The organism is Rhodoblastus sp. 17X3, assembly GCF_030056575.1.
Lineage (GTDB): Bacteria > Pseudomonadota > Alphaproteobacteria > Rhizobiales > Beijerinckiaceae > Rhodoblastus.
The window spans coordinates 138,296-157,922 of record NZ_JASHHX010000002.1 but is presented as its reverse complement, the minus strand read 5'-3'; the positions used below and the strand labels follow the sequence as shown (position 1 = coordinate 157,922).

The 19,627-nt window shown below is 64.1% G+C and carries 16 protein-coding genes; 11 read left to right on the top strand and 5 right to left on the bottom strand.

Features of this window, described 5'->3' with window-relative positions:
• Positions 1-43: 43 nt before the first annotated feature.
• A complete protein-coding gene (locus QM467_RS03445; protein WP_283364901.1) occupies positions 44-2,377 on the bottom strand; it encodes a putative bifunctional diguanylate cyclase/phosphodiesterase in 2,334 nt (777 codons plus the stop codon).
• A 340-nt stretch (positions 2,378-2,717) separates the two neighbouring features.
• Here QM467_RS03445 and QM467_RS03440 point away from each other — a divergent pair, with 340 nt between their 5' ends.
• From QM467_RS03440 to fabI, 4 genes are all read left to right on the top strand, one after another.
• Positions 2,718-3,374, top strand: a complete 657-nt coding sequence (locus QM467_RS03440; protein WP_283364900.1) for a CoA transferase subunit A — start codon at positions 2,718-2,720, stop codon at positions 3,372-3,374.
• On the top strand, positions 3,371-4,027 hold the full coding sequence (locus tag QM467_RS03435) for a 3-oxoacid CoA-transferase subunit B (protein WP_283364899.1): 657 nt from the start codon (positions 3,371-3,373) through the stop codon (positions 4,025-4,027). Before QM467_RS03440 ends, QM467_RS03435 begins: the two co-directional genes overlap by 4 nt.
• Positions 4,028-4,222: 195 nt before the next feature.
• On the top strand, positions 4,223-5,086 hold the full coding sequence (locus QM467_RS03430) for a 3-hydroxyacyl-CoA dehydrogenase family protein (protein ID WP_283364898.1): 864 nt from the start codon (positions 4,223-4,225) through the stop codon (positions 5,084-5,086).
• 55 nt (positions 5,087-5,141) lie between these two features.
• Positions 5,142-5,969 carry an enoyl-ACP reductase FabI gene (gene fabI / locus QM467_RS03425; RefSeq protein ID WP_283364897.1) on the top strand — a complete coding sequence of 276 codons (828 nt, stop codon included), beginning with the start codon at positions 5,142-5,144 and terminating at the stop codon, positions 5,967-5,969.
• Positions 5,970-6,028: 59 nt separating this feature from the next.
• On the opposite strand, the gene QM467_RS03420 is transcribed toward fabI, so the two are convergent.
• Together QM467_RS03420 and QM467_RS03415 are read right to left on the bottom strand one after the other, a co-directional pair.
• Complete coding sequence (locus tag QM467_RS03420) at positions 6,029-6,298, bottom strand: hypothetical protein (protein ID WP_283364896.1); 270 nt, start codon at positions 6,296-6,298, stop codon at positions 6,029-6,031.
• A 58-nt stretch (positions 6,299-6,356) separates the two neighbouring features.
• Complete coding sequence (locus QM467_RS03415) at positions 6,357-6,887, bottom strand: flavin reductase family protein (RefSeq protein ID WP_283364895.1); 531 nt, start codon at positions 6,885-6,887, stop codon at positions 6,357-6,359.
• Between the two features lie 168 nt (positions 6,888-7,055).
• Here QM467_RS03415 and QM467_RS03410 point away from each other — a divergent pair, with 168 nt between their 5' ends.
• The gene (locus QM467_RS03410) at positions 7,056-8,303 is read left to right on the top strand and encodes a NupC/NupG family nucleoside CNT transporter (RefSeq protein WP_283364894.1); all 1,248 of its coding nucleotides are present in this window, start codon (positions 7,056-7,058) and stop codon (positions 8,301-8,303) included.
• On the opposite strand, the gene QM467_RS03405 is transcribed toward QM467_RS03410, so the two are convergent.
• A complete protein-coding gene (locus QM467_RS03405; RefSeq protein WP_283364893.1) occupies positions 8,304-9,986 on the bottom strand; it encodes a SulP family inorganic anion transporter in 1,683 nt (560 codons plus the stop codon).
• A 75-nt stretch (positions 9,987-10,061) separates the two neighbouring features.
• Here QM467_RS03405 and QM467_RS03400 point away from each other — a divergent pair, with 75 nt between their 5' ends.
• From QM467_RS03400 to QM467_RS03375, 6 genes are all read left to right on the top strand, one after another.
• On the top strand, positions 10,062-10,478 hold the full coding sequence (locus QM467_RS03400; protein ID WP_283364892.1) for a hypothetical protein: 417 nt from the start codon (positions 10,062-10,064) through the stop codon (positions 10,476-10,478).
• Entirely contained in the window at positions 10,475-11,644 is a 1,170-nt protein-coding gene (locus tag QM467_RS03395; RefSeq protein ID WP_283364891.1) for a patatin-like phospholipase family protein, read from the top strand. Before QM467_RS03400 ends, QM467_RS03395 begins: the two co-directional genes overlap by 4 nt.
• Before the next feature lie 35 nt (positions 11,645-11,679).
• Positions 11,680-12,417, top strand: a complete 738-nt coding sequence (locus QM467_RS03390) for an acetoacetate decarboxylase (RefSeq protein WP_283364890.1) — start codon at positions 11,680-11,682, stop codon at positions 12,415-12,417.
• Between the two features lie 242 nt (positions 12,418-12,659).
• A complete protein-coding gene (locus tag QM467_RS03385) occupies positions 12,660-14,306 on the top strand; it encodes an efflux transporter outer membrane subunit (RefSeq protein WP_283364889.1) in 1,647 nt (548 codons plus the stop codon).
• A gap of 5 nt (positions 14,307-14,311) precedes the next feature.
• Positions 14,312-15,478, top strand: coding sequence for an efflux RND transporter periplasmic adaptor subunit (locus QM467_RS03380; RefSeq protein WP_283364888.1), 1,167 nt, complete (start codon positions 14,312-14,314; stop codon positions 15,476-15,478).
• Between the two features lie 21 nt (positions 15,479-15,499).
• Positions 15,500-18,688 (top strand): efflux RND transporter permease subunit, encoded by a 3,189-nt coding sequence (locus QM467_RS03375; RefSeq protein ID WP_283364887.1) that lies wholly within the window; start codon positions 15,500-15,502, stop codon positions 18,686-18,688.
• Here the strand turns inward: QM467_RS03375 and QM467_RS03370 are convergent.
• Positions 18,685-19,545, bottom strand: coding sequence for a tRNA nucleotidyltransferase (locus QM467_RS03370; protein WP_283364886.1), 861 nt, complete (start codon positions 19,543-19,545; stop codon positions 18,685-18,687). The two genes, QM467_RS03375 and QM467_RS03370, sit on opposite strands and share 4 nt — an antisense overlap.
• Positions 19,546-19,627 lie beyond the last annotated feature (82 nt).

Sequence of the window (19,627 nt, the reverse complement as noted above, 5' to 3'; positions counted from 1 at the left end):
CGCCCAGGGTCCGGCGCGCGCGAAACATCGCGCGCGCCGCGCCTCAACCGACGGCGCGCTGCGCCATCGCCGGATTGACCCGCTCGCAGCTCTTCACCCAAGGCGCGGTTTTTTCGATCAGCAGCTTGCGACCGCGCACGAGCTGCGCCGGATCCGCGACGAAACGCGCGATTTCCTGCGCTGGGCGCGGCTTGCTGAACAGATAGCCCTGCGCCTCGTCGGCGCCATGCGCGCGCAGGATCTCGAACTGCTGCATCGTCTCGACACCCTCGACCAGCATGTCGATTTCGAGCTCCTGAACGATCGCCTTGACCGCCTTGATGATCGCGAGCGCCGTGCCGTTTTTTGCCATGTCCCGCACGAAACACTGGTCGATCTTCACCTTGTCGGGCCGGAACCTGCTGAGATAGGCGAGCGAGGAATAGCCCGCGCCGAAGTCGTCCAGCGCGACCCTCATCCCCATGTCGCGCAACTGGTCGATGGTGTCGAGCACGGCCTCGAAATCATGCATCAGCACCGATTCCGTGATCTCCATTTCCAGCCGCGACGCCGGAAATTTCGTCTCCTTCAGCACGCGGCGCACGGTCTCGGCGACATTGCTGCGCGCGAACTGGATGCCTGAAAAATTCACTGCCAGCCTCACGTCGCGCGGCCAGGATTTTGCGTCGTTGCAGGCCTGCCGCAGCACCCATTCGCCGAGTGGCACGATGAGGCCGGAATCCTCCGCAATCTCCATGAAGTCCGCCGGCGAGATCAGCCCGCGCACGGGATGGCGCCAGCGCACAAGAGCCTCGCAGCCGCAGATGCGCCTTTTGACGAGGCTGACGATGGGCTGGTAATGCACCTCCAACTCGTTGCGGCTGATGCCGATGCGCAGATCCTGCTCGATCTCCTGTTTGCGACGCGCCTCCTCGGCCATTTCGGCGTGGAAAAAGCGGAAGGCGCCCCGCCCTGCGTCCTTGGCCGCGTAGAGGGCCATGTCCGCCGCTTTCATCAGGTCGCTGGCCTCGGTCGCGTCGTCGGGCGCCACGGCGATTCCGATCGAGGCGCCGATCATCAGTTTCGCGCCTTCGACGAGATAGGGCTCGCTCAATGTCTCGACCGCGCTGGCGGCGAAACGCGCCGCGTCCTCGCGCCCGCCGAAGCGCAGGAAGACGAATTCGTCGCCGCCGAGCCGGGCGACCACATCTTCCGGATCGGCCATTTCCTGCATGCGCTTGGCGACCCTTTGCAGCAATTTGTCGCCTACGGGATGGCCCAGCGAATCGTTGACATGCTTGAAGCGGTCGAGATCGACCATCATCACGGCGAAAGGCGGCGAGGCCTCGCCAATTCCGGCGGTCGCGCGCTCCAGCGATTCACGAAAACTCGTCCGGTTCGAAAGCCCGGTGAGATCGTCGATGCGCGCGAGGCGTTCGACGCGCAGCTCCGAGGCCCGCCGCGCCGTCACGTCCTCGATCAGCATCGAAAAACCGTCCGGCGTGGTCTGGAAGGTAAATTCCATGAAACGGGAGTCGGACAGCTCCAGCGCGACACATTCGCGCGCCTGCCGTTTCAACACCTCCGCTGCCGCCTCGCACAGCACATCGACCGCCGCTGGATCCTTGATCCGAAGCCCAAGGCTTTTTCGCAGCATATCCTCGATCGGCGCGTGCTCGACGGCGGGCTCGGCAATCCGGAACATGCGGTGGAACTGGCTGTTTCCGGCGATCAGCCGCCCGGAGAAATCGAACATCCCGACACATTGGCTCATGCTGTTGAGGGCGACGGTGAAGCGGCGCCCGGACTCCGCTGTCTGGGCCGCGCCGCGCGAACGCCGCCGCGTCGCCATGAACAGGGCGAAGCCAAGGCTCAGCGTCGAAGCAATCGCGACGGGCGAATATTTGTCCCAGGTCAGCGCCAGGCCCACCGCGAAGAGGCCCAGCGCGCAGGCGGCCTGCAAATTGGCGAGGCGCGGGCGCGACGCTTCGCGTTCCGCAGCGAGGACGGCGTAGCCGACCGTGGAAATCGCCGCCGCCGTCCTGATGCTCGCCGGCGCGTCCATCAGGAAGACCGAAAGGCACAGAAATCCCAGCGCCGCCGCCATTCCGGCGCCGGCGAGGCCATGCGCCGCGTCGGGAAATCGGGTCGCGCCGCTTTTGACCCGGCTTTCAAGGATCTGGACGCCGATCTTGACGCCCGCGGCGGCGATGAGCGCCCAACCCGCGAAATTGCTGAGCAGGCCGAAATCGAAGCCGAGCACGGCCCCACCCAGGGTCAGTGCCGGTGCGGCGTCGAAAAAGGCCCTGCCTTCATTGCTCCCTTTTGCAGGCGCATGCGCCGGCGTCGGAGCTCGAGTCCCGACCGAAACGCGCGAATGGGCCTGGGCTATCGTCAACGAAACATCCTTGAGCCGCCGAACAGGCGATCCGGCGGCCCGGCGGCCCGATGAAAACCGCCAAACAGGATGCGCCGTTCGTCCCTTCCCGCCGCGCCCCAAACTGGCGACGCGTTGAAGACGTTAAGGGGCCGCGGTAAACAACTGCTCAATTTGCCCGTGTAATTCAAATTTAGACACGTTTTACGTGCAGCGCAGCGAGCCCTAAAGCGCCGCGCCGGGCCGTGAAATGTCGCGTTCACGGTGTTGTATCAATGGTCGCCTATTTATGGCGTGCTATGGATGCGGCTGAGCTTGCCGCCGCCGGGCGACAAAGCCGAACATGCGAGGAATACGGCCGATGAAAAAGGGCGTCACCCCCCAACAGGCCGCCGAAATGATCCCTGATGGAGCCATTCTGATGATTGGCGGCTTCATGGGCGTCGGCAGTCCCCACCGAATCATCGACGCTTTGGTCGATCTCGGACGAAAAAATCTCACGATCATCGCCAATGACACCGCCAGGCCTAATTACGGCATCGGGAAGCTGATTCGCACCGGCGCGGTCACGCGCGCCATCGTGTCCCATATCGGCCTCAATCCTGAGACTCAGAAGGGCATGATCGACGGCTCGATCGCGGTCGACCTCGTGCCCCAGGGCACCTTGGCCGAGCGCATCCGCGCGGGCGGCTTCGGCCTCGGCGGCATACTGACCAAGACCGGCCTCGGCACCATCGCCGCCGAGGGGCAGAGAGTCATCGAGATCGATGGCGAAGATTGGCTCTATGCGCCGCCGCTCAAGGCGGATTTCGCACTGATCCACGCGGATCGCGCCGATTATTCCGGCAATCTCACCTATCAGCTCACCGCGACCAATTTCAATCCGGTGATGGCGATGGCGGGCGAAACCGTCATCGCTGAGCCGCGCGAAATCTCGCCGGTTGGCGTCATTCCGCCGGACCATGTGTCCACGTCCGGCGTCCTGGTCGATTACATCATCCTGAGAGGCGCCGCATGAGCCCCGAAGAAATCATCCAGCGCCGCGTCGCGCGCGAATTGCACGCCGGAACTCTGGTCAATCTCGGCATCGGCTTGCCGACCGGCGTTTCACGCTACATCCCGCACAATTCCGGAATCCTGTTCCAGTCCGAGAATGGCATTGTCGGCATGGGGTCGCCCCCGCCGGAAGGCATGGAGGACATTGACCTTACCGACGCGGGCGGCTCGTTCGTCTCCGCCGTGCCCGGCGCCGCGACCGTGGACAGCACCCTGTCCTTCGGCCTCGTGCGCGGCGGCCATCTCGACGCCACCGTGCTCGGCGGACTCGAAGTCGACGAGGACGGCCACCTTGCCAACTGGGTCGTGCCCGGGCGCATGGTGCCCGGCATGGGCGGCGCGATGGATCTGGTCTCCGGCGCCCGCCGCGTGATCGTCGCCATGCAGCACACCGCCCGGGGCCGGCCGAAAATCGTGCCGAAATGCACGCTTCCGCTCACGTCGACCCGGCGCGTGACCCTCATCGTCACCGATCTGGCGGTGATCGAACCGACCGACAAGGGCCTCTTCTTGCGTGAGCGCGCCCCCGGCGTGGAGATCGCCGAGATCGTCGCGGCGACCAGCGCGAGCCTGCGCATTCCGGACTATGTTCCGGAAATGGGGCTGCACGACTGACCTTTTCCGCCGCCCGCTTGACGCGTGCGGCGGACTTGCTGTCGTCATCGCGTCAAGAGCCGTTTATAAACCCTTGAGGCCGGGGTTCTCCCCGGTCGCCACGGACTTGCGATTGGCGCCGGTCCCTGTTTGGCGCGCGCTTCGACCTGGGCCCTCCGGCCTTGCGGGCGGCGCGCCTCGGCGAAAGAGGCTCTGATGAGTTTGAAAATCCAGAAAATCGGCGTTGTCGGCGCGGGCACGATGGGCTCCGGCATCGCACAGGCCTTTGCGGTCTCCGGCTTTCACGTCGTGTTGCGCGATCTGGCGCAGGGCGCGCTCGATCATGCCCGATCCGTCGTCCAGACCAGCCTCGGCCGCCTCGTCTCGAAAAACAAGCTTTCCGCAGCCGACGCCGACGCCGCCCTCGCCCGGATCACGACCACGCTGGCCGTCGAGGATCTCCATGGCTGCGATCTCGTCGTCGAAGCCGTCGTCGAAAAATTCGAGGTTAAGAAGGCCATCATCGGCGAACTTGACCGGGTCTGCCGCGCCGACGCCATCCTCGCCTCCAACACTTCCTCCATTTCGCTGACCAAGATCGCGGCAACCTCGAAAATCCCCTCGCGCGTCATCGGCATGCATTTCTTCAATCCCGTTCCGATGATGCCGCTGGTCGAGATCATCCGCGCGATGCAGACGAGCGACGAAACCTGCGCGGCGATCACGTCGCTGGTGGCAGCCATCGGCAAGGATGCGCGCGTCTCCAAGGATTCCTATGGCTTCGTGGTCAATCGCGTGCTGATTCCGATGATCAACGAGGCGGTCAATTGCGTCTATGAAGGCGTCGCGACGCCCGAAGACGTGGACGCCATGATGAAGCTCGGCGCCGCACATCCGATGGGCCCGCTGTCGCTGGGCGATCTCATCGGCCTCGATATCGTGCTCGACGTGATGGAGACTCTTTACGCGGGTTTCAACGACCCCAAATTCCGCCCCAGCCCCCTGCTGAAGCAGATGTGCGACGCGGGCTATCTCGGCCGCAAGTCCGGGCGCGGCTTCTTCTCCTATACCGCGAACTGAACACCCGCCGCGCCGCCCTGGCCTTGCCGGGCGGCGCTCACATCAGGAGCAAAAAATGCGCGAACAGGCCCTCAAGATCGACCCCTTGCCCAAGGTCTGGGATCCCGACCTCAAGATCGGCGAAATGCTCAAGGGCAAGCGCGGCCTCATCGTCGGCGTCAGCAACGAGAATTCCATTGCCTATGGCTGCGCCGCCAAATTACGCGGCTTCGGCGCGGAACTCGCGCTGACCTATCTCAACGAAAAGGCCAAGCCCTTCGTCCAGCCGCTGGCCGAACAGATCGAGGCGAGCCTGCTGCTGCCGCTCGACGTCGAAAAACCCGGCCAGATGGAAAGCGTTTTCGAGCGCATCGCGGCCGAATGGGGGCAGCTCGATTTCGTCATTCATTCCATCGCCTTCGCCCCGCGCAAGGATCTGCATGGCCGGGTGGTGGATTGCTCGCTGGAAGGCTTCCTGCAGGCGATGCACGTCTCCTGCTATTCCTTCATCGAAATGGCGCGGCTGGCCGAGCCGCTGATGAAACAGGGCGGCGCGCTGCTGACCATGAGCTATTACGGCGCCGACAAGGTGGTGAACCATTACAATGTGATGGGGCCGGTCAAATCCGCCCTGCAGGCGACAACCCGCTATCTCGCGGCGGAGCTCGGCGACAAGAACATCCGCGTCTACGCCGTCTCGCCCGGCCCGCTCAAGACCCGCGCCGCCAGCGGCATCGCCGAATTCGACGAGTTGATCGACGCCGCGGTGAAGCGCAGCCCCGCCCATCGTCTGGTCGATATCGCCGAAGTCGGGCGCGTGGCCGCCTTCCTCGTCGGCGGCGCCGCCTCCGGCATGACCGGCGACACGATCTATGTCGACGCCGGCCTTCACAACGTCGCCTGAACGTCCATCACGCCTGATTTCGCCGCCGCCGGTTCCCAACCGGCGGCGGCTGTTTTTTGTCAGTGATCGACCCGGCTGCCGTCCTCGCGGATGACCTCGCCGGGGTCTGGATAGTTCATCGTCGGCTCTTCATTGCAGGACGTGACGCCCTCGTCCTTCCAGGGCGAGATGGCGCCTTGCACGGCCAGTTTCAAAAATCCGGTTTTGACTGCGACGAGTTCGCGGGCGTCCTCGGCCGTCGCTGCGCCCGCCCAGACATGGGCCTTCTCCACTGAATATTTCCAGGACGGATCGTCCGGGGCGATGGGCGAGAGGCGATAGACTGTCATTTCATTTCTCCTGGCAATTGTGGTTTTCAAATCCTTGAAACATCACGGCTTTAATTCGTCACGGCTTGGCGGAACGCAGCCGTAATTCCTCGCCGTCCAGCAGAAAACGGCCGTAACCGCAATGATGCAGGGTCCTGGCCTTGGCCTGCTTCGGGTCGATCCAGGCGCGCACCGCCTCCAGAACGAACAGATTGTAAGCCGCCACGAGCGCGCGATCCACGACCTTGCATTCGATATTGACGATGCACTGGTCGAGCAGCGGCGCGCCAACTTCTTTTGCCGGCCTGGCCCTGAGGCCAAAGCGCGCGAATTTGTCGACGTCGAGCCCCGAGCAATTGCCGATCGCGACCACCGTCTCGGCCATTTCCGCCGGCGGAATGGCGAGCACGCATTCGCCGGTCTGCTTCAACGCCCGATGCGAGTAATCGCCCTCGCTCACGACGCAGGCGATCAGCGGCGGATTGAACTCGACCATCATGTGCCATGACATAGTCATGACATTGGCGCGACCGCCCTCTGCCGTCGTCAGCAGAACGACAGGTCCGGGTTCGAGTTTCTGATAGACCTTGCCGAGATCGAGTTTGCGCATGGCCTTCATCCTGCCACGGGTCGTCGGCTTCGCAATGCGCCAAAGCAATTCGCGCGCGCAATTTTTGCGTTCGCCGCGTGGCGATCCGTGTTTCTGGCCTTTCGATTGCTTATGGTCTGGAGGCCCCGCCCCTGTTTCCTCCCCGAGCCCAAACGTGATTTATCCGCGATGAATGTCCTCCACGGAATTTTCGGCCTCGCCTGCCTGCTCGGCCTCGCTTTCATGCTCAGCGAGAACCGACGCGCCATTCCGTGGCGCGTCGTGGTCGCGGGCGTCGCCCTGCAGGCGGCGCTGGCCCTGCTGCTGCTGAAATTCCCGCCCGCCAGCGCCTTCATGGCGACGCTCGCCAGCGCGGTCGGCGCGCTCGACAAGGCGACCGAAGCGGGGACGAGCTTCGTCTTCGGCTATCTCGGCGGCGCGCCTTTGCCCTTCGAACCCAATGGCAAAGGCTCCCCGATGGTTTTCGCTTTCCATGTCTTTCCGCTGATCCTGGTGATCTGCGCGCTTTCCGCCCTGCTGTTCCATTGGGGGATCATGCAGAAGGTTGTCAGCGGCATGGCCTTCGCGCTGCGCCGTACGATCGGCGTCGGCGGCGCGCTGGGCACGGGCGCGGCGGTGAATTTCTTCGTCGGCATGGTGGAATCGCCAATCCTGATCCGCCCCTATCTCGCGCGGATGCAGCGCGGCGAGATTTTCGCCCTGATGTCCGCCGGCATGGCCGGAATCGCGGGGTCTGTCATGGTGATCTACGGCCATATTCTCGGCGCGGCCATTCCCGAGGCCTTTGGCCATGTGCTGACCGCCGCGCTGATCTCGGCGCCCGCGGCCATTGCTGTGGCCGCCATTCTCATCCCCTTTGAACCGAGCAACGAGGGCGACGCGACCATCGTCATTGCCGACCCGCCCCGCAACGCGCTTGAGGCCCTTGCGCGCGGCACGAGCGACGGCGTGGGCATCCTCGCCCATGTTCTGGCCCATCTGATCGTGCTGCTTGCTCTGGTCGCGCTTCTCAACGCCATGCTCGGCGCCCTGCCCGATCTCTGGGGCGCGCCGATCAGCCTGCAACGAATTTTTTCCTGGCTATTCCGGCCGCTGGCCTTCGCCATCGGCGTCGATGCGTCCGATGTCGATACCGCCGCGCAGCTGCTCGGCACGAAGATCGCGCTCAACGAATTCATCGCCTATGTCGACCTCGCCGCGCTGCCGGAAAGCGCCCTGAGCCCGCGCTCTCGGCTGATCCTGCTTTACGCCCTTTGCGGCTTCGCCAATTTCGGCTCTGTGGGCATTCTGGTCGGCGGCCTGTGCGCCATGGCGCCGGAGAGGAAGCACGACATCGTCGCGCTGGGCTTTCGCGCGCTCGTCGCCGGCGCACTGGCGTCGCTGATGGGCGGCGCCGTCATCGGAGCGCTGACCTGATCAGGCCATCGGACCGACGCTGGACTCGCCATCGACGCCGACCGCCGCCAACGCCTGATGCAGCGTCGAGAAAATTTTCTCCGCGCCGAGCGCCTCGACAAGGGCGTGCTGCTCCAGATCGGCGCGCAGATTGGCGCTGACCCGGCCAAGCACGACCTCGATCTGCTTTTCCCTGAGTTCGCCGAGCAGATCGCGAAAGGTCCGCGCGGCGGAAAAGTCGATGTCGGTCAGGGCGGCCGCGTCGATCACGAAATGGCGCACCGGCGACGGCGCCTTGGCGATCAGCTCGCGCGCCTCGTCGGCGAAACGGTCCGCGTTGGCGTAAAACAGATCCGCGCCAAATCGATAAACGATCAGGCCCGGCGCGGTCTGGACGCCCGGCTGCGCGTCCCTCGGCTCCCAACGGCCCTCGGCGTTCGGCGCCAGCATGGCGATATGCGGCCGGTAGGAGTGACGGACATGGCCGACCAGCGACAGCGCGATGGCGAGCAGGATGCCCGGCTCGACGCCGATGCACGGAACCGCTGCGGCGGTGAACAGGGCGAGATGAAATTCGCTCGCGCTTTCGCGCTGGATCGCCATCAGCCCTTTGACGTCCACCATCCCGACAGCGATGGTGAAGACCACGCCCGCGAGCACGCAATGCGGCAGATATTGCAGCGGCCCTGTCAAGGCGAGCAGAACGACCACCACCAGCGCCGCGAAAACGAGCTGCGCGAACTGGCTGCGGGCGCCGGCGTTGTCCGCCATGGCGGTCTGGGTCGGGCTGCCGTTGACGACGAAGGCGCCGGTCAGCGCCGCCCCGGCATTGGCCGCCGCGAGGCCCAGAATATCGGCGTTCTCATCGACGCGCTCCCCATGGCGCAAGGCGTAGACGCGCGACGTCGCGGCGCTTTGGGCGATGATCATCACAAAGCAGGAGGCCGCGACCGGCAGCAGCGCCAGAGTCTCCGACCAGCTGACGTCCGGCCAGCGCAGCGACGGCAGTCCGCCCGGAACGGGGCCGATGACGGCGACCCCGCGCCCGGCGAAATCGAAGAAGGCGCTCGCCGCGATCATCCCGACCACGAGGACCATCGAAATCGGGAAATGCGGCGCGAACCGCCGCCCGAACAGAATGGCGGCGACGACGAAGGCCGAGAGCGCGAAATCGAACGGATGAAGATTGGGCAGACCGCGCAGGACATCCCAGAGCTGGCCGAGCGTGCGGTGCGAATCGACCCCGACGCCCAACATGTCGGGCAGCATGGCGACGCCGACCTGCACGCCGACCCCGGTTAGAAACCCGACCAGCGCCGTGCGCGAGAGAAAATCCGCCAGAAAGCCCAGTTTGAAGATGCGCGCCAGCAGCAGCAGCGCGGCGGTCAGCAGGGTCAGCATGCCGACCAGCGCCATGTATTTTCCGCTGGCGACGGGCGCCATGCGCGAGAGCGCGCTGGAAAAAATCGCGGCGGTCGCGGAATCCGCAGCCACCACCAGATGCCGCGACGAGCCGAACAAGGCGAAGCCGACCAGCGGCAGCAGAACGGTGTAAAGGCCGGTGACGACCGGCGTCCCTGCAATTCGCGTATAGCCGAGCACCTGCGGCACGTTCATCGAGGCCAAGGTGAGACCGGCGAGCGCGTCTTTCAAAGCCTCGCGCGGCTTCAGCGGCAAAAGTCCCTGCAAAATCCTGATGCCCATGTTCCGCGATTCGCTCCCCGCCAGCCGAACGCCCTGATCCCGCCAGATGGAAACGACTTGTCCCCGGCCTGGCCCATGTTTATCGATCGGCTGGATTTTGCAATGGATCTCGGCGCGTCAAACCTGGCCCGCTCAAGCAAAGTCGCCGCTTCGTCAGCTCTGAACCGGGTCGCCGCCTCCGCCCTCGCGTTGATCGCCGGTCTCGCCTTGTCGGGCATTGCGCCGGGCGAGCGCACCGATATCGCGCCCCTGAGCACGCTGATCAATTGCAACAGCGTCGGCGACTACGGCTATGAACAGACCGCGCAAGGTTATGGCTGGCGCCGCGCGCCGCCGGGGATCGACATCGGCGGCAAAGAGCCCGAAACGCGCCCAGGACCTGCCGCGCGTCATGCCAAAAGAACCGGCGGCGAAAAAAAATTTCGCCTTGTTTCCAAATCCCATCCGGGTGAGGCTCGGCGGCGACTCAAGCACGCGCAGGAGTGTTCATGACCGAGGATTCAACCCGCCTCTCCCGGAGTGACGCCACAGGAAAGCAGTTCGAATCTGTCGCGCTGGTCCTTCAGGGCGGCGGCGCGCTCGGCTCCTATCAAGCCGGCGTGTACCAGGCCCTGGCGGAGGCCGATATTCATCCCGACTGGGTGTCCGGCATTTCCATCGGCGCCGTCAATTCGGCGCTGATCGCAGGCAATGCGCCCGAAAAAAGGGTCGAGAAGCTGCGCGAATTTTGGGAGACGGTGAGCAAGCCGCCGCTTGGCCCGCTCGGCGCGCCTTATAATCCAAGCGTCAAACATCTGAACGAGACCATTCACCGCGCGCTCAACCAGTTCCGCGCCATGGGCGTGGCGGCTTTGGGCGCGCCCGGCTTTTTCCGTCCACGCGTTCCCTCCCCCTTCGTCTGGCCGGCGCCGAGTCCGGCTGAACTCAGTCATTACGACGTGGCTCCGCTGAAAGCGACGCTGGAGCGGCTGGTCGATTTCGACCGGCTCAATTCCGGCGAGTCGCGGCTCAGCGTCGGCGCGGTCAATGTCCGCAACGGCAATTTCACCTATTTCGACACCACGACCCATCGCATCGACTTCCGCCACATCATGGCGAGCGGCTCGCTGCCGCCGGGCTTTCCGGCCACCGAAATCGACGGCGAGTTCTACTGGGACGGCGGCATCGTCTCCAACACGCCGCTGCAATGGGTGCTCGATTCCCGCCCGCGCAAGGACACGCTTACCTTCCAGGTCGATCTATGGAGCGCCACCGGCGATCTGCCGCGCGATCTCTCGGAGGCCGAGGTGCGGCAGAAGGACATCATGTTTTCCAGCCGGACCCGCGAGGCGACCCACCAGGTCCTCAGCGCCCAGAGGCTCAGGCGGATTTTCCGTCAGGCTTACGAGCACTTGCCGGAAGAAGTTCGCGCGCTGCCAGAGGTTGCGTACCTCGCCAGGGAAGCCGACGAGTCGGTCTATAATATCGTCCATCTGATCTATCACGCGAAGAACTACGAAGGCGCGGCGAAGGATTATGAATTTTCCCGCCGCACGATGGAGGAGCATTGGAGCGCCGGCTATGCCGCCGGCCGCAAGGCGCTCTCCCATCCCGAGGTTCTGCAACGCCCGCACAATCGCGAAGGCTTCCGCGTATTCGATTTTTCCCGCGAAGTCTGACGCCCGCCCCACGCCGTCACACCCCGGAGCACGACATGAAGGAAAAGGACGTTCTCAGCCGGGCATTCGCCATGCCCCTGACCAGCCCCGCCTACCCCATCGGGCCTTATCGCTTCTTCAATCGCGAATATCTCATCATCACCTATCGGACCGATCCGGCGAAGCTGCGCGAAATCGTGCCCGAGCCGCTTCAGATCGACGAGCCGCTGGTCAAATATGAGTTCATCCGCATGCCGGATTCGACCGGCTTCGGCGATTATACCGAGACCGGACAGGTCATTCCCGTGACCTTTGAGGGCCGCAAGGGCGGCTACACCCATTGCATGTTCCTCAATGATCATCCGCCAATCGCGGGCGGGCGCGAACTATGGGGCTTTCCGAAAAAGCTGGCGAGACCGACCCTCAAGGTCGAGATCGACACGCTGGTGGGAGAATTGCATTACGGCCCCGTGCGGGTCGCCGTCGGCACTATGGGCTACAAGCACAGGCAGGCCGATCTCGCCGCGGTGAAGGCCTCGCTGGAGGCGCCCAATTTCCTGCTCAAGATCATCCCGCATGTCGACGGGACGCCGCGCATCTGCGAGATCGTGGAATACAGGCTGAGCGACATTGACCTCAAGGGCGCCTGGACCGGCCCCGCCTCGCTCAACCTGTTCGCGCATGCGCTGGCCCCGGTCGCCGAATTGCCGGTTCTGGAAGTGGTTTCCGCCACCCACATCCTGGCCGACCTGACGCTCGATCTGGGCAAGGTCGTTCACGACTATCTCGCCTGACCTGCGATACGGATTGCAGCGCAACGCGCTTTCACGCGGCTTTCGGGCCGCGTGACGCTAAACCCATGGCGGACTGAGAAAAATGCCTGTTGCGCTAATGACACGTGCGACAGGAATTGCGCGCAACGCCTCAGGTCCGCTTGATCGTCCGATCAGTGGCGCCTAGCATTTCACGAGATTCGTTTTTCATTAAAACGCTAACTAGTTGACGCTCGGTTAAGAGCCGCCGGGGACGGAGTTTTATGAAGCAAAATCGCGGCATGTCCCGGCGCTGGCGCCGATCCGTCGGCGCGCCGCGCGGCCGCATGGCGGGGCTGTCGGCCCTCGCCCTGGCGACGTCCCTCTCCGCCTGTTCGGTCGGCCCGAATGTCGTGATCCCGGATGCTCCGATTGGCGTCAAATGGCGGGAAGCGGGCAATCCCTCGGTCAAGACGAGCCGTCAGGATTACCGCAATTGGTGGGCGACCTTCCGCGACCCGACGCTCAATCGCCTCGTCGAGATCGCCTATGACCAGAACCTGACCCTCATGGAGGCCGGAGCGCGCGTCCTCAAGGCGCGGGCGGTGCTGGGACAGGCCGTCGGCGAGGTCTATCCGCAAACGCAGCAGCTCAATGGCACAGCGGATTATCTCCAGCCGAGCCGCACCGACGCGACCTCCAACCCCAGCAACACCCTGTCCACGCAATTCTGGCGGGTCAATCTCGGCGGTCAGGTCGCCTGGGAGCTGGACCTTTGGGGCAAGTTCCGCCACGGCGTCGAATCCGCCGACGCCGCCTATCTCGCCTCCATCGCCAGCTATGACGACGTGCTGGTGACCCTGATCGGCGACGTCGCCAGCGATTACATCGCCATCCGCACGCTGCAGGCGCAGATCGCAATCGCTCAGGCGAATGTCGTCAAGCAGAGGGAGGCGCTGGATATCGCCCGCGCCCGCTTCAAAGGGGGCGCGACCTCCGAACTCGACGTCTATCAGGCCCAGAACGTGCTGGCCCAGACGCAAGCGGCGGTTCCGCAATACGCCGCCCAGCTGCAAAAGCAGGAAAACGCCCTGCGCGTGCTGCTCGGCGAGCCGCCCGAGACGGTCGACGGTCTGCTCAAAGGGTCGCGCGGCATTCCCGCGCCGCCTGCCAGCGTCGCGGTCGGCATTCCAGCCGATCTGCTGCGCCGCCGCCCCGACATCCGCGCGGCGGAATTGAAGGCCATCGCCCAAGGCGCGCAGGTCGGCATGGCCCAGGCCGATCTCTATCCCGCCTTTTCGCTCGGCGGCGCGCTCGGCACCTTGGTCAGCACCACCAATGGCAACAAGATCAGCCAGCTCTTCACCTCGCCGAGCGTGACCTTCGCCTTCGGCCCCTCGTTCAGCTGGCCGATTCTGAATTACGGACAGATCACCAATAACGTCCGCGCGCAGGACGCCGAATTGCAGGCGCTGCTCACCAATTACAAGAACAGCGTGCTCAAGGCGCAGCGCGAGGTCGAGGACGGACTCAGCGGCCTCATCCAGGGCCGCCAGCAGGTCGCTTTCCTTCGGAAGAGCGTCTCGGCGGCCAGCAACGCCCTGACCATCGCTCTCGCCCAGTACCAGCTCGGCACGCGTGATTTCACCACAGTGCTGACAGCCGAGCAGAACCTCTACCAGGCGCAAAATAATCTTGCGGCGGCAGAGGGCAATGTCTCCATCAGCCTCACCACCGCCTATCGCGCGATGGGCGGTGGCTGGCAGATCCGCTGGGGCAAGGATTTCGTCAGCGATTCCATCCGCGACGAGATGCGCGCGCGCACAAATTGGGGCGAATTGCTCCCGCCCGCCGGCCAGAAGCGGGCAGCGACGCCCGGGCTGCCAGGCCCGTCTGACCTCGGACCGACTGTGAGGCCGCCGCAATGGTGATCGCCATGAAAAATATTTTCCGTTCTTCGCCGCTACGCGCGGCGCGCGCTACCGCCCTCGCACTCCTCGCCATGCTGGCGAATCCCCTGCCGGCTACAGTACATGCCCAGACCGGCGCGCCTTCGGCGGCGCCGTCCATCCCTGTCATGCTGCCCAAGACGCAGACCGTGAGCGACACGCTCGAAATCATCGGCAACGCCGAGGCGGTCAATCAGGTCAAGCTGGTCGCGCGCGTGCCGGGCTATCTGGAGCAGATCCTTTTCGAAGACGGCGCGATCGTCAAAAAGGGCGACCTCCTGTTCATCATCCAGCAGGATCAATACAAGGCGCAATTGCAACAGGCCCAGGCCCAGCTGCAGGCCGCCACGGTCGCGCGAGACCACGCCAAACTCGAGGTCGGCCGCTATACGGCGCTGCTGAAACAGCGGGCCACCTCCCAGGTTGAGGTCGATCATTGGGTCTATGAGCAGAAGACCGCCGAAGCGAATATTCTGGCGGCGGAGGCGCAGGTGGCGCTCGCCCAGCTCAATCTCGGCTATACCGAAGTGCGCGCGCCCTTTGACGGCCAGATGGGCAAGCACCTCATCGACGTCGGAAACATGGTCGGCGCCAGCGCCCAGACCGCGGTGCTCGCCCAGATCACCCAGCTTGATCCGATCTATGTCGTCGCCAATATCAGCTCGCAGCAGGCCTTGCAGATCCGCGCCAATCTCGACCAGCGCCGGCTGACTCTGGAGGAGCTGCACAAAATTCCGGTCGAGGCGGCGCTCACCGACGAAACCGGCTTCCCGCACAAGGGGACGCTGGAATATGTGGCGCCCGCCATCGACGCCGCCACTGGCACGCTCTATCTGCGCGGCATCTTTCCCAATGCGAACCGCGCAATGCTGCCGGGCGTCTTCGCCAAACTGCGCCTGCCAATGGGCAAGGTCGTCCAGAACGCTCTGCTCGCGCCCCAGCGCGCGCTGCAGGAAGACCAGGGCGGCCGCTACCTGCTCATCGTCAACGCCGCCAATGTCATCGAGAAGCGCTATGTCCAGCTGGGCCAGGCCGTGGGATCTCTGCAGGAAATCACGAGCGGCATCGACCGCAACGACCGTATCGTCATCGGTGAACTCTGGCGCGCGTCGCCGGGCCTGACGGTCGCGCCCAAACTGACCAGCGCCGAATAGCCAGGAACGGGAACCCAGCCGATGATGTCCAAATTCTTCATCGAGCGTCCGGTGCTGGCGAATGTGCTGGCGATCGTGCTCGTGCTCATCGGCGCCGTGTCGCTGTATCGACTTCCGATCTCGCAATATCCCAATGTCGTGCCGCCGACCGTCCAGGTCACCACGTCTTATCCCGGCGCCAGCGCCCAGACCGTGTTCAATACGATCGCATTGCCGATTGAGAACCAGGTCAACGGCGTCGACCACATGCTCTATATGGAGTCGACCAGCGCGCCGGACGGCACCTACACCCTGACCGTCACCTTCGAGATCGGCACCGATCCGAACATGGACCAGGTTCTCGTCCAGAACCGCGTTCAGCTCGCACAGGCCTCCCTGCCCGAAGCGGCGCAGGCGCAAGGCGTCAGCGTCCAGAAGAAGAACACCGCCATCCTGCTGTTCGTCGCGCTCGATTCGCCGGACAACAAATATGACGCGCTCTATATGAGCAATTACGCGACAATCAACCTGGTCAACGTCCTGTCGCGACTGCCGGGCGTCGGCAGCGTCAAAGTGATGGGCGCCGGCGACTATTCGATGCGCATCTGGATGGACCCCAACAAACTGCAGTCCTATGGCCTGCAGCCGAAAGACGTGATCAACGCCGTCCGCCAGCAGAACCAGAACATCGCCGCCGGCCAGGTCGGCATGCCGCCGGCGCCGAGCGACATTGAGTTCCAGTATACGGTCGACGTCAAGGCGCGCCTCGATGAGCCCGCGGAATTCGCGAATATCGTCATCAAGGACCAGACCGCCCAGGGCGGTCGCCTGATCCATCTCAGCGATGTCGCGCGGATCGATCTCGGCGCTCAGACCTATTCGCAGGACTTCCGCCTCAACGGCAAGCCCGGCGCGGGCATCGCCATTTATCAAACGCCGGAATCAAACTCGCTCGACGTCGCCAAGGAAGTGAAGGCCGCCATGGATTCCATGGCCAAGCGTTTCCCCGAGGGCCTGCGCTATTCCATTCCCTACGATACGACCATCTTCGTCAAGGATTCGATTGGCGAGGTCTACAAGACCCTCTGGCAGGCCGGCGTCCTGGTTCTGATCGTGATCCTGGTCTTCCTGCAGAATTTCCGCGCCACGCTCGTCCCCGCGACCACCGTGCCGGTCACCATCATCGGCGCCTTCGCCGGCATGGCGGCGCTCGGATATTCCGTCAACCTCTCGACTCTGTTCGGCATCGTTCTGGCCATCGGAATCGTGGTGGACGACGCCATCGTCATCGTCGAGGGCGTGAGCAAATATATCGAACAGGGCATTCCCGGCGTTCCCGCCGCGATCAAGGCCATGGACGAATTGTTCGGCCCGATCATCGGCATCACGCTGGTTCTGATGGCCGTGTTCCTGCCGGCGGCATTCGTGCCCGGCCTCACCGGCAACATGTTCGCGCAATTCGCGTTGGTCATCGCCGTGACCGCCCTGATCAGCGCGGTCAACGCCGCGACGCTCAAGCCCACCCAATGCGCGCTCTGGCTGCGAACACCCGTGCCGCCGGAAAAGCGGAACTTTTTCTACCGTGGCTTCAATGCCGTCTACGACCGCATGGAGCACGGCTACACCGCCTTCATCGGCCGCATGGTCCGCCGCAGCGGGTTGATGGTGATCCTTGCGCTCATTGTGTCCGGACTTGGCTTCTGGGGCCTCGCGCGAATCCCCACCGCCTTCATCCCGATCGACGACCAACTCTACCTCATGGTCTCGGTCCAGCTACCCGAAGCGGCGTCAATGGGCCGCACGGTTGAGTCCCTGAACAAGGTCGCCGACAAGGCGCAGCAGATTCCGGGCGTCGAAAAAGTGATCACCGTCGCGGGCCTTTCCGTTCTCGACAACAGCGCCGACTTGTTCAACGCCGGCATCGCCTGGGTCGTCCTCAAGCCGTTCGACGATCGCCTCAAGGAAAAAGACCAGGACCTGATCTCGATATTCAAGCGCCTGTCGGTCGCCGTCGCCGACCTGCCCGACGGCAAGGCGCTTGTCCTGCCGCCGCCGGCGATCCAGGGTATCGGCAACGCCGGCGGCTTCCAGATGCAGCTCGAATTGCTCGGCGGCAGCACCGATTACGTGAAGCTCGGCAATCTCGCGAACCAGATCGTGGCGGAGGCGGCCAAGGAGCCGTCGGTGTCGAATGTGGCGACGACGTTCCGCAACAATGCGCCGCAGGTCACGGTCACGGTCGACCGCGACCGCGTGCAGGATCTGCGGGTCAGCGTCGGCGACGTCTTCTCGACGCTGACCGATTATATCGGCTCGACCTATGTCAACCAGTTCAACAAATTCGGCCAATCGCTGCAGGTCTATGTCCAGGCGGATTCGCAATTCCGCCTTCGCCCCGACGACCTTTTGAACCTTTACGTCCGCAGTCAGGACGGCAATATGGTTCCCATCGGCTCCGTCGCCCATTTGAGCTCGGTCGCCGCTCCGGCGTTGCTGACGAATTACAATCTGTATCCGTCCGCAACGATCGTCGGCGGCTCGGCGCGCGGCTTCAGCTCGGGACAATCGATGGCCGCGATGGAAGCCATAGCGAAACGCGTGCTGCCGAACGACGTCTCCTTCGAATGGACGGGCATGTCCTATCAGGAAAAACTGACGGGCAACCAACTTTACTACGTATTCGGCCTGTCGATCCTGCTGGTCTATCTCGTTCTCGCCGGCCAGTACGAAAGCTGGATCCTACCGCTCGCGGTGCTCTCCGCCGTGCCGCTCGCTTTGCTCGGCCCGGTGATCGCGCTCACCTCGCTCGGCGCCGCCAACAATCTCTATACGCAGATCGGCCTGATGCTTCTGATCGCGCTTTCCGCGAAAAACGGCATTCTCATCGTCGAGGTCGCGCGCGAGCAGCGCCTGCTCCACGGCAAGTCGATCATTGACGCGGCGGTCGAAGCCTCGCGTACCCGCTTCCGCCCGATCCTGATGACCTCCTTCGCCTTCATCCTCGGCGTCTTGCCGTTGGTGATTGCGACGGGCGCGAGCGCGAATGCGCGCAAATCGCTCGGCATCAGCGTGTTCAGCGGCATGATCGCCTCGACCTGTCTGGCCGTGCTGTTCGTGCCGTCCTTCTTCGCCGTGCTGCAGCGTTTCGAGGAATCGCGCAAGGCGAAGAAGAAAGGCGCGCAGCCCACCCCCGCCGAACCGCCGGTAGAATCGGCGGCGAAAGAAGCCTAGTCCGCCTCGTCCGCCCAGCGCTGCGAACGGAACGCCCGCGCGATGGCCAAAGCGCGGGCTTCCTGCACGGCTTCGGACCCGCCGGGGGCGAGTTCCGCGCAGGCCCCGAGCGCAAGCTCCAGCAACGCCGCCTTGGGATAGGGCAAGCCCGACCGCCCCGGAAAGGCGCGGAAATCGCAAGCGCAAACCGCGAGCAAATGCGCGAATGTCTCCGGCGTGTCGAAGGCGCCCAGCCGCTCAAGCATGAGGGCGATCGGCCCGGCGCGCATTTTGGAAACACGATGCACCCTCTCGCATTCGGCGAGGGCCTGCAGCGCGAGGTCGCGACAATCCGGCGCGACGTCAAACCGCGCCGCAATCGCTTCGATGCGCGGGCGGGCGCGCTCGATATGTTTGTAATGGATCGGCAAATGTTCACGCGGCGAATCCGATTTGCCGACATGCATGGTGAGCAGCGCGAAGCGTACGCTCAGGCCGGCGCCTTCGCTCGCCGCCTCGTCGAGCGATTTCAGCACGTGAGCGCCAAGGTCCACCTCGGCCGGCTCATCGGAGAGCAGCGGAACGCCAAATAGAGCCTCGACCTCAGGCAGGACCTGCTCCAGCGCGCGGCATTCGCGCAAATTGGCGATCATTTTCGACGGCGCGCGCCCCATCAGGCCCCGCGCGAGTTCGGGCCAGATGTCGGCGGGTTCCGTATCAAGCAGAAAGCCGGCGTCGGCCTGCTGGTAGAGCAGGTCCAGTTCCTCGTCATCCGGCGCGGCGTCGGCTTCGGCGAGCAGCGCCGCGTGACGCAGAATGCCCAGCGCCGGGTGGGTCTGCGCGAAATCCGTCAGAAACGGCGACGATTTTTCAGCCATGGCGGAGCAGCCTCTGGAGCTTCTTGCGAGCCGACCACATCGGATCGCGGCGCAATTTTTGCCTTCACACTCATCTGCACAT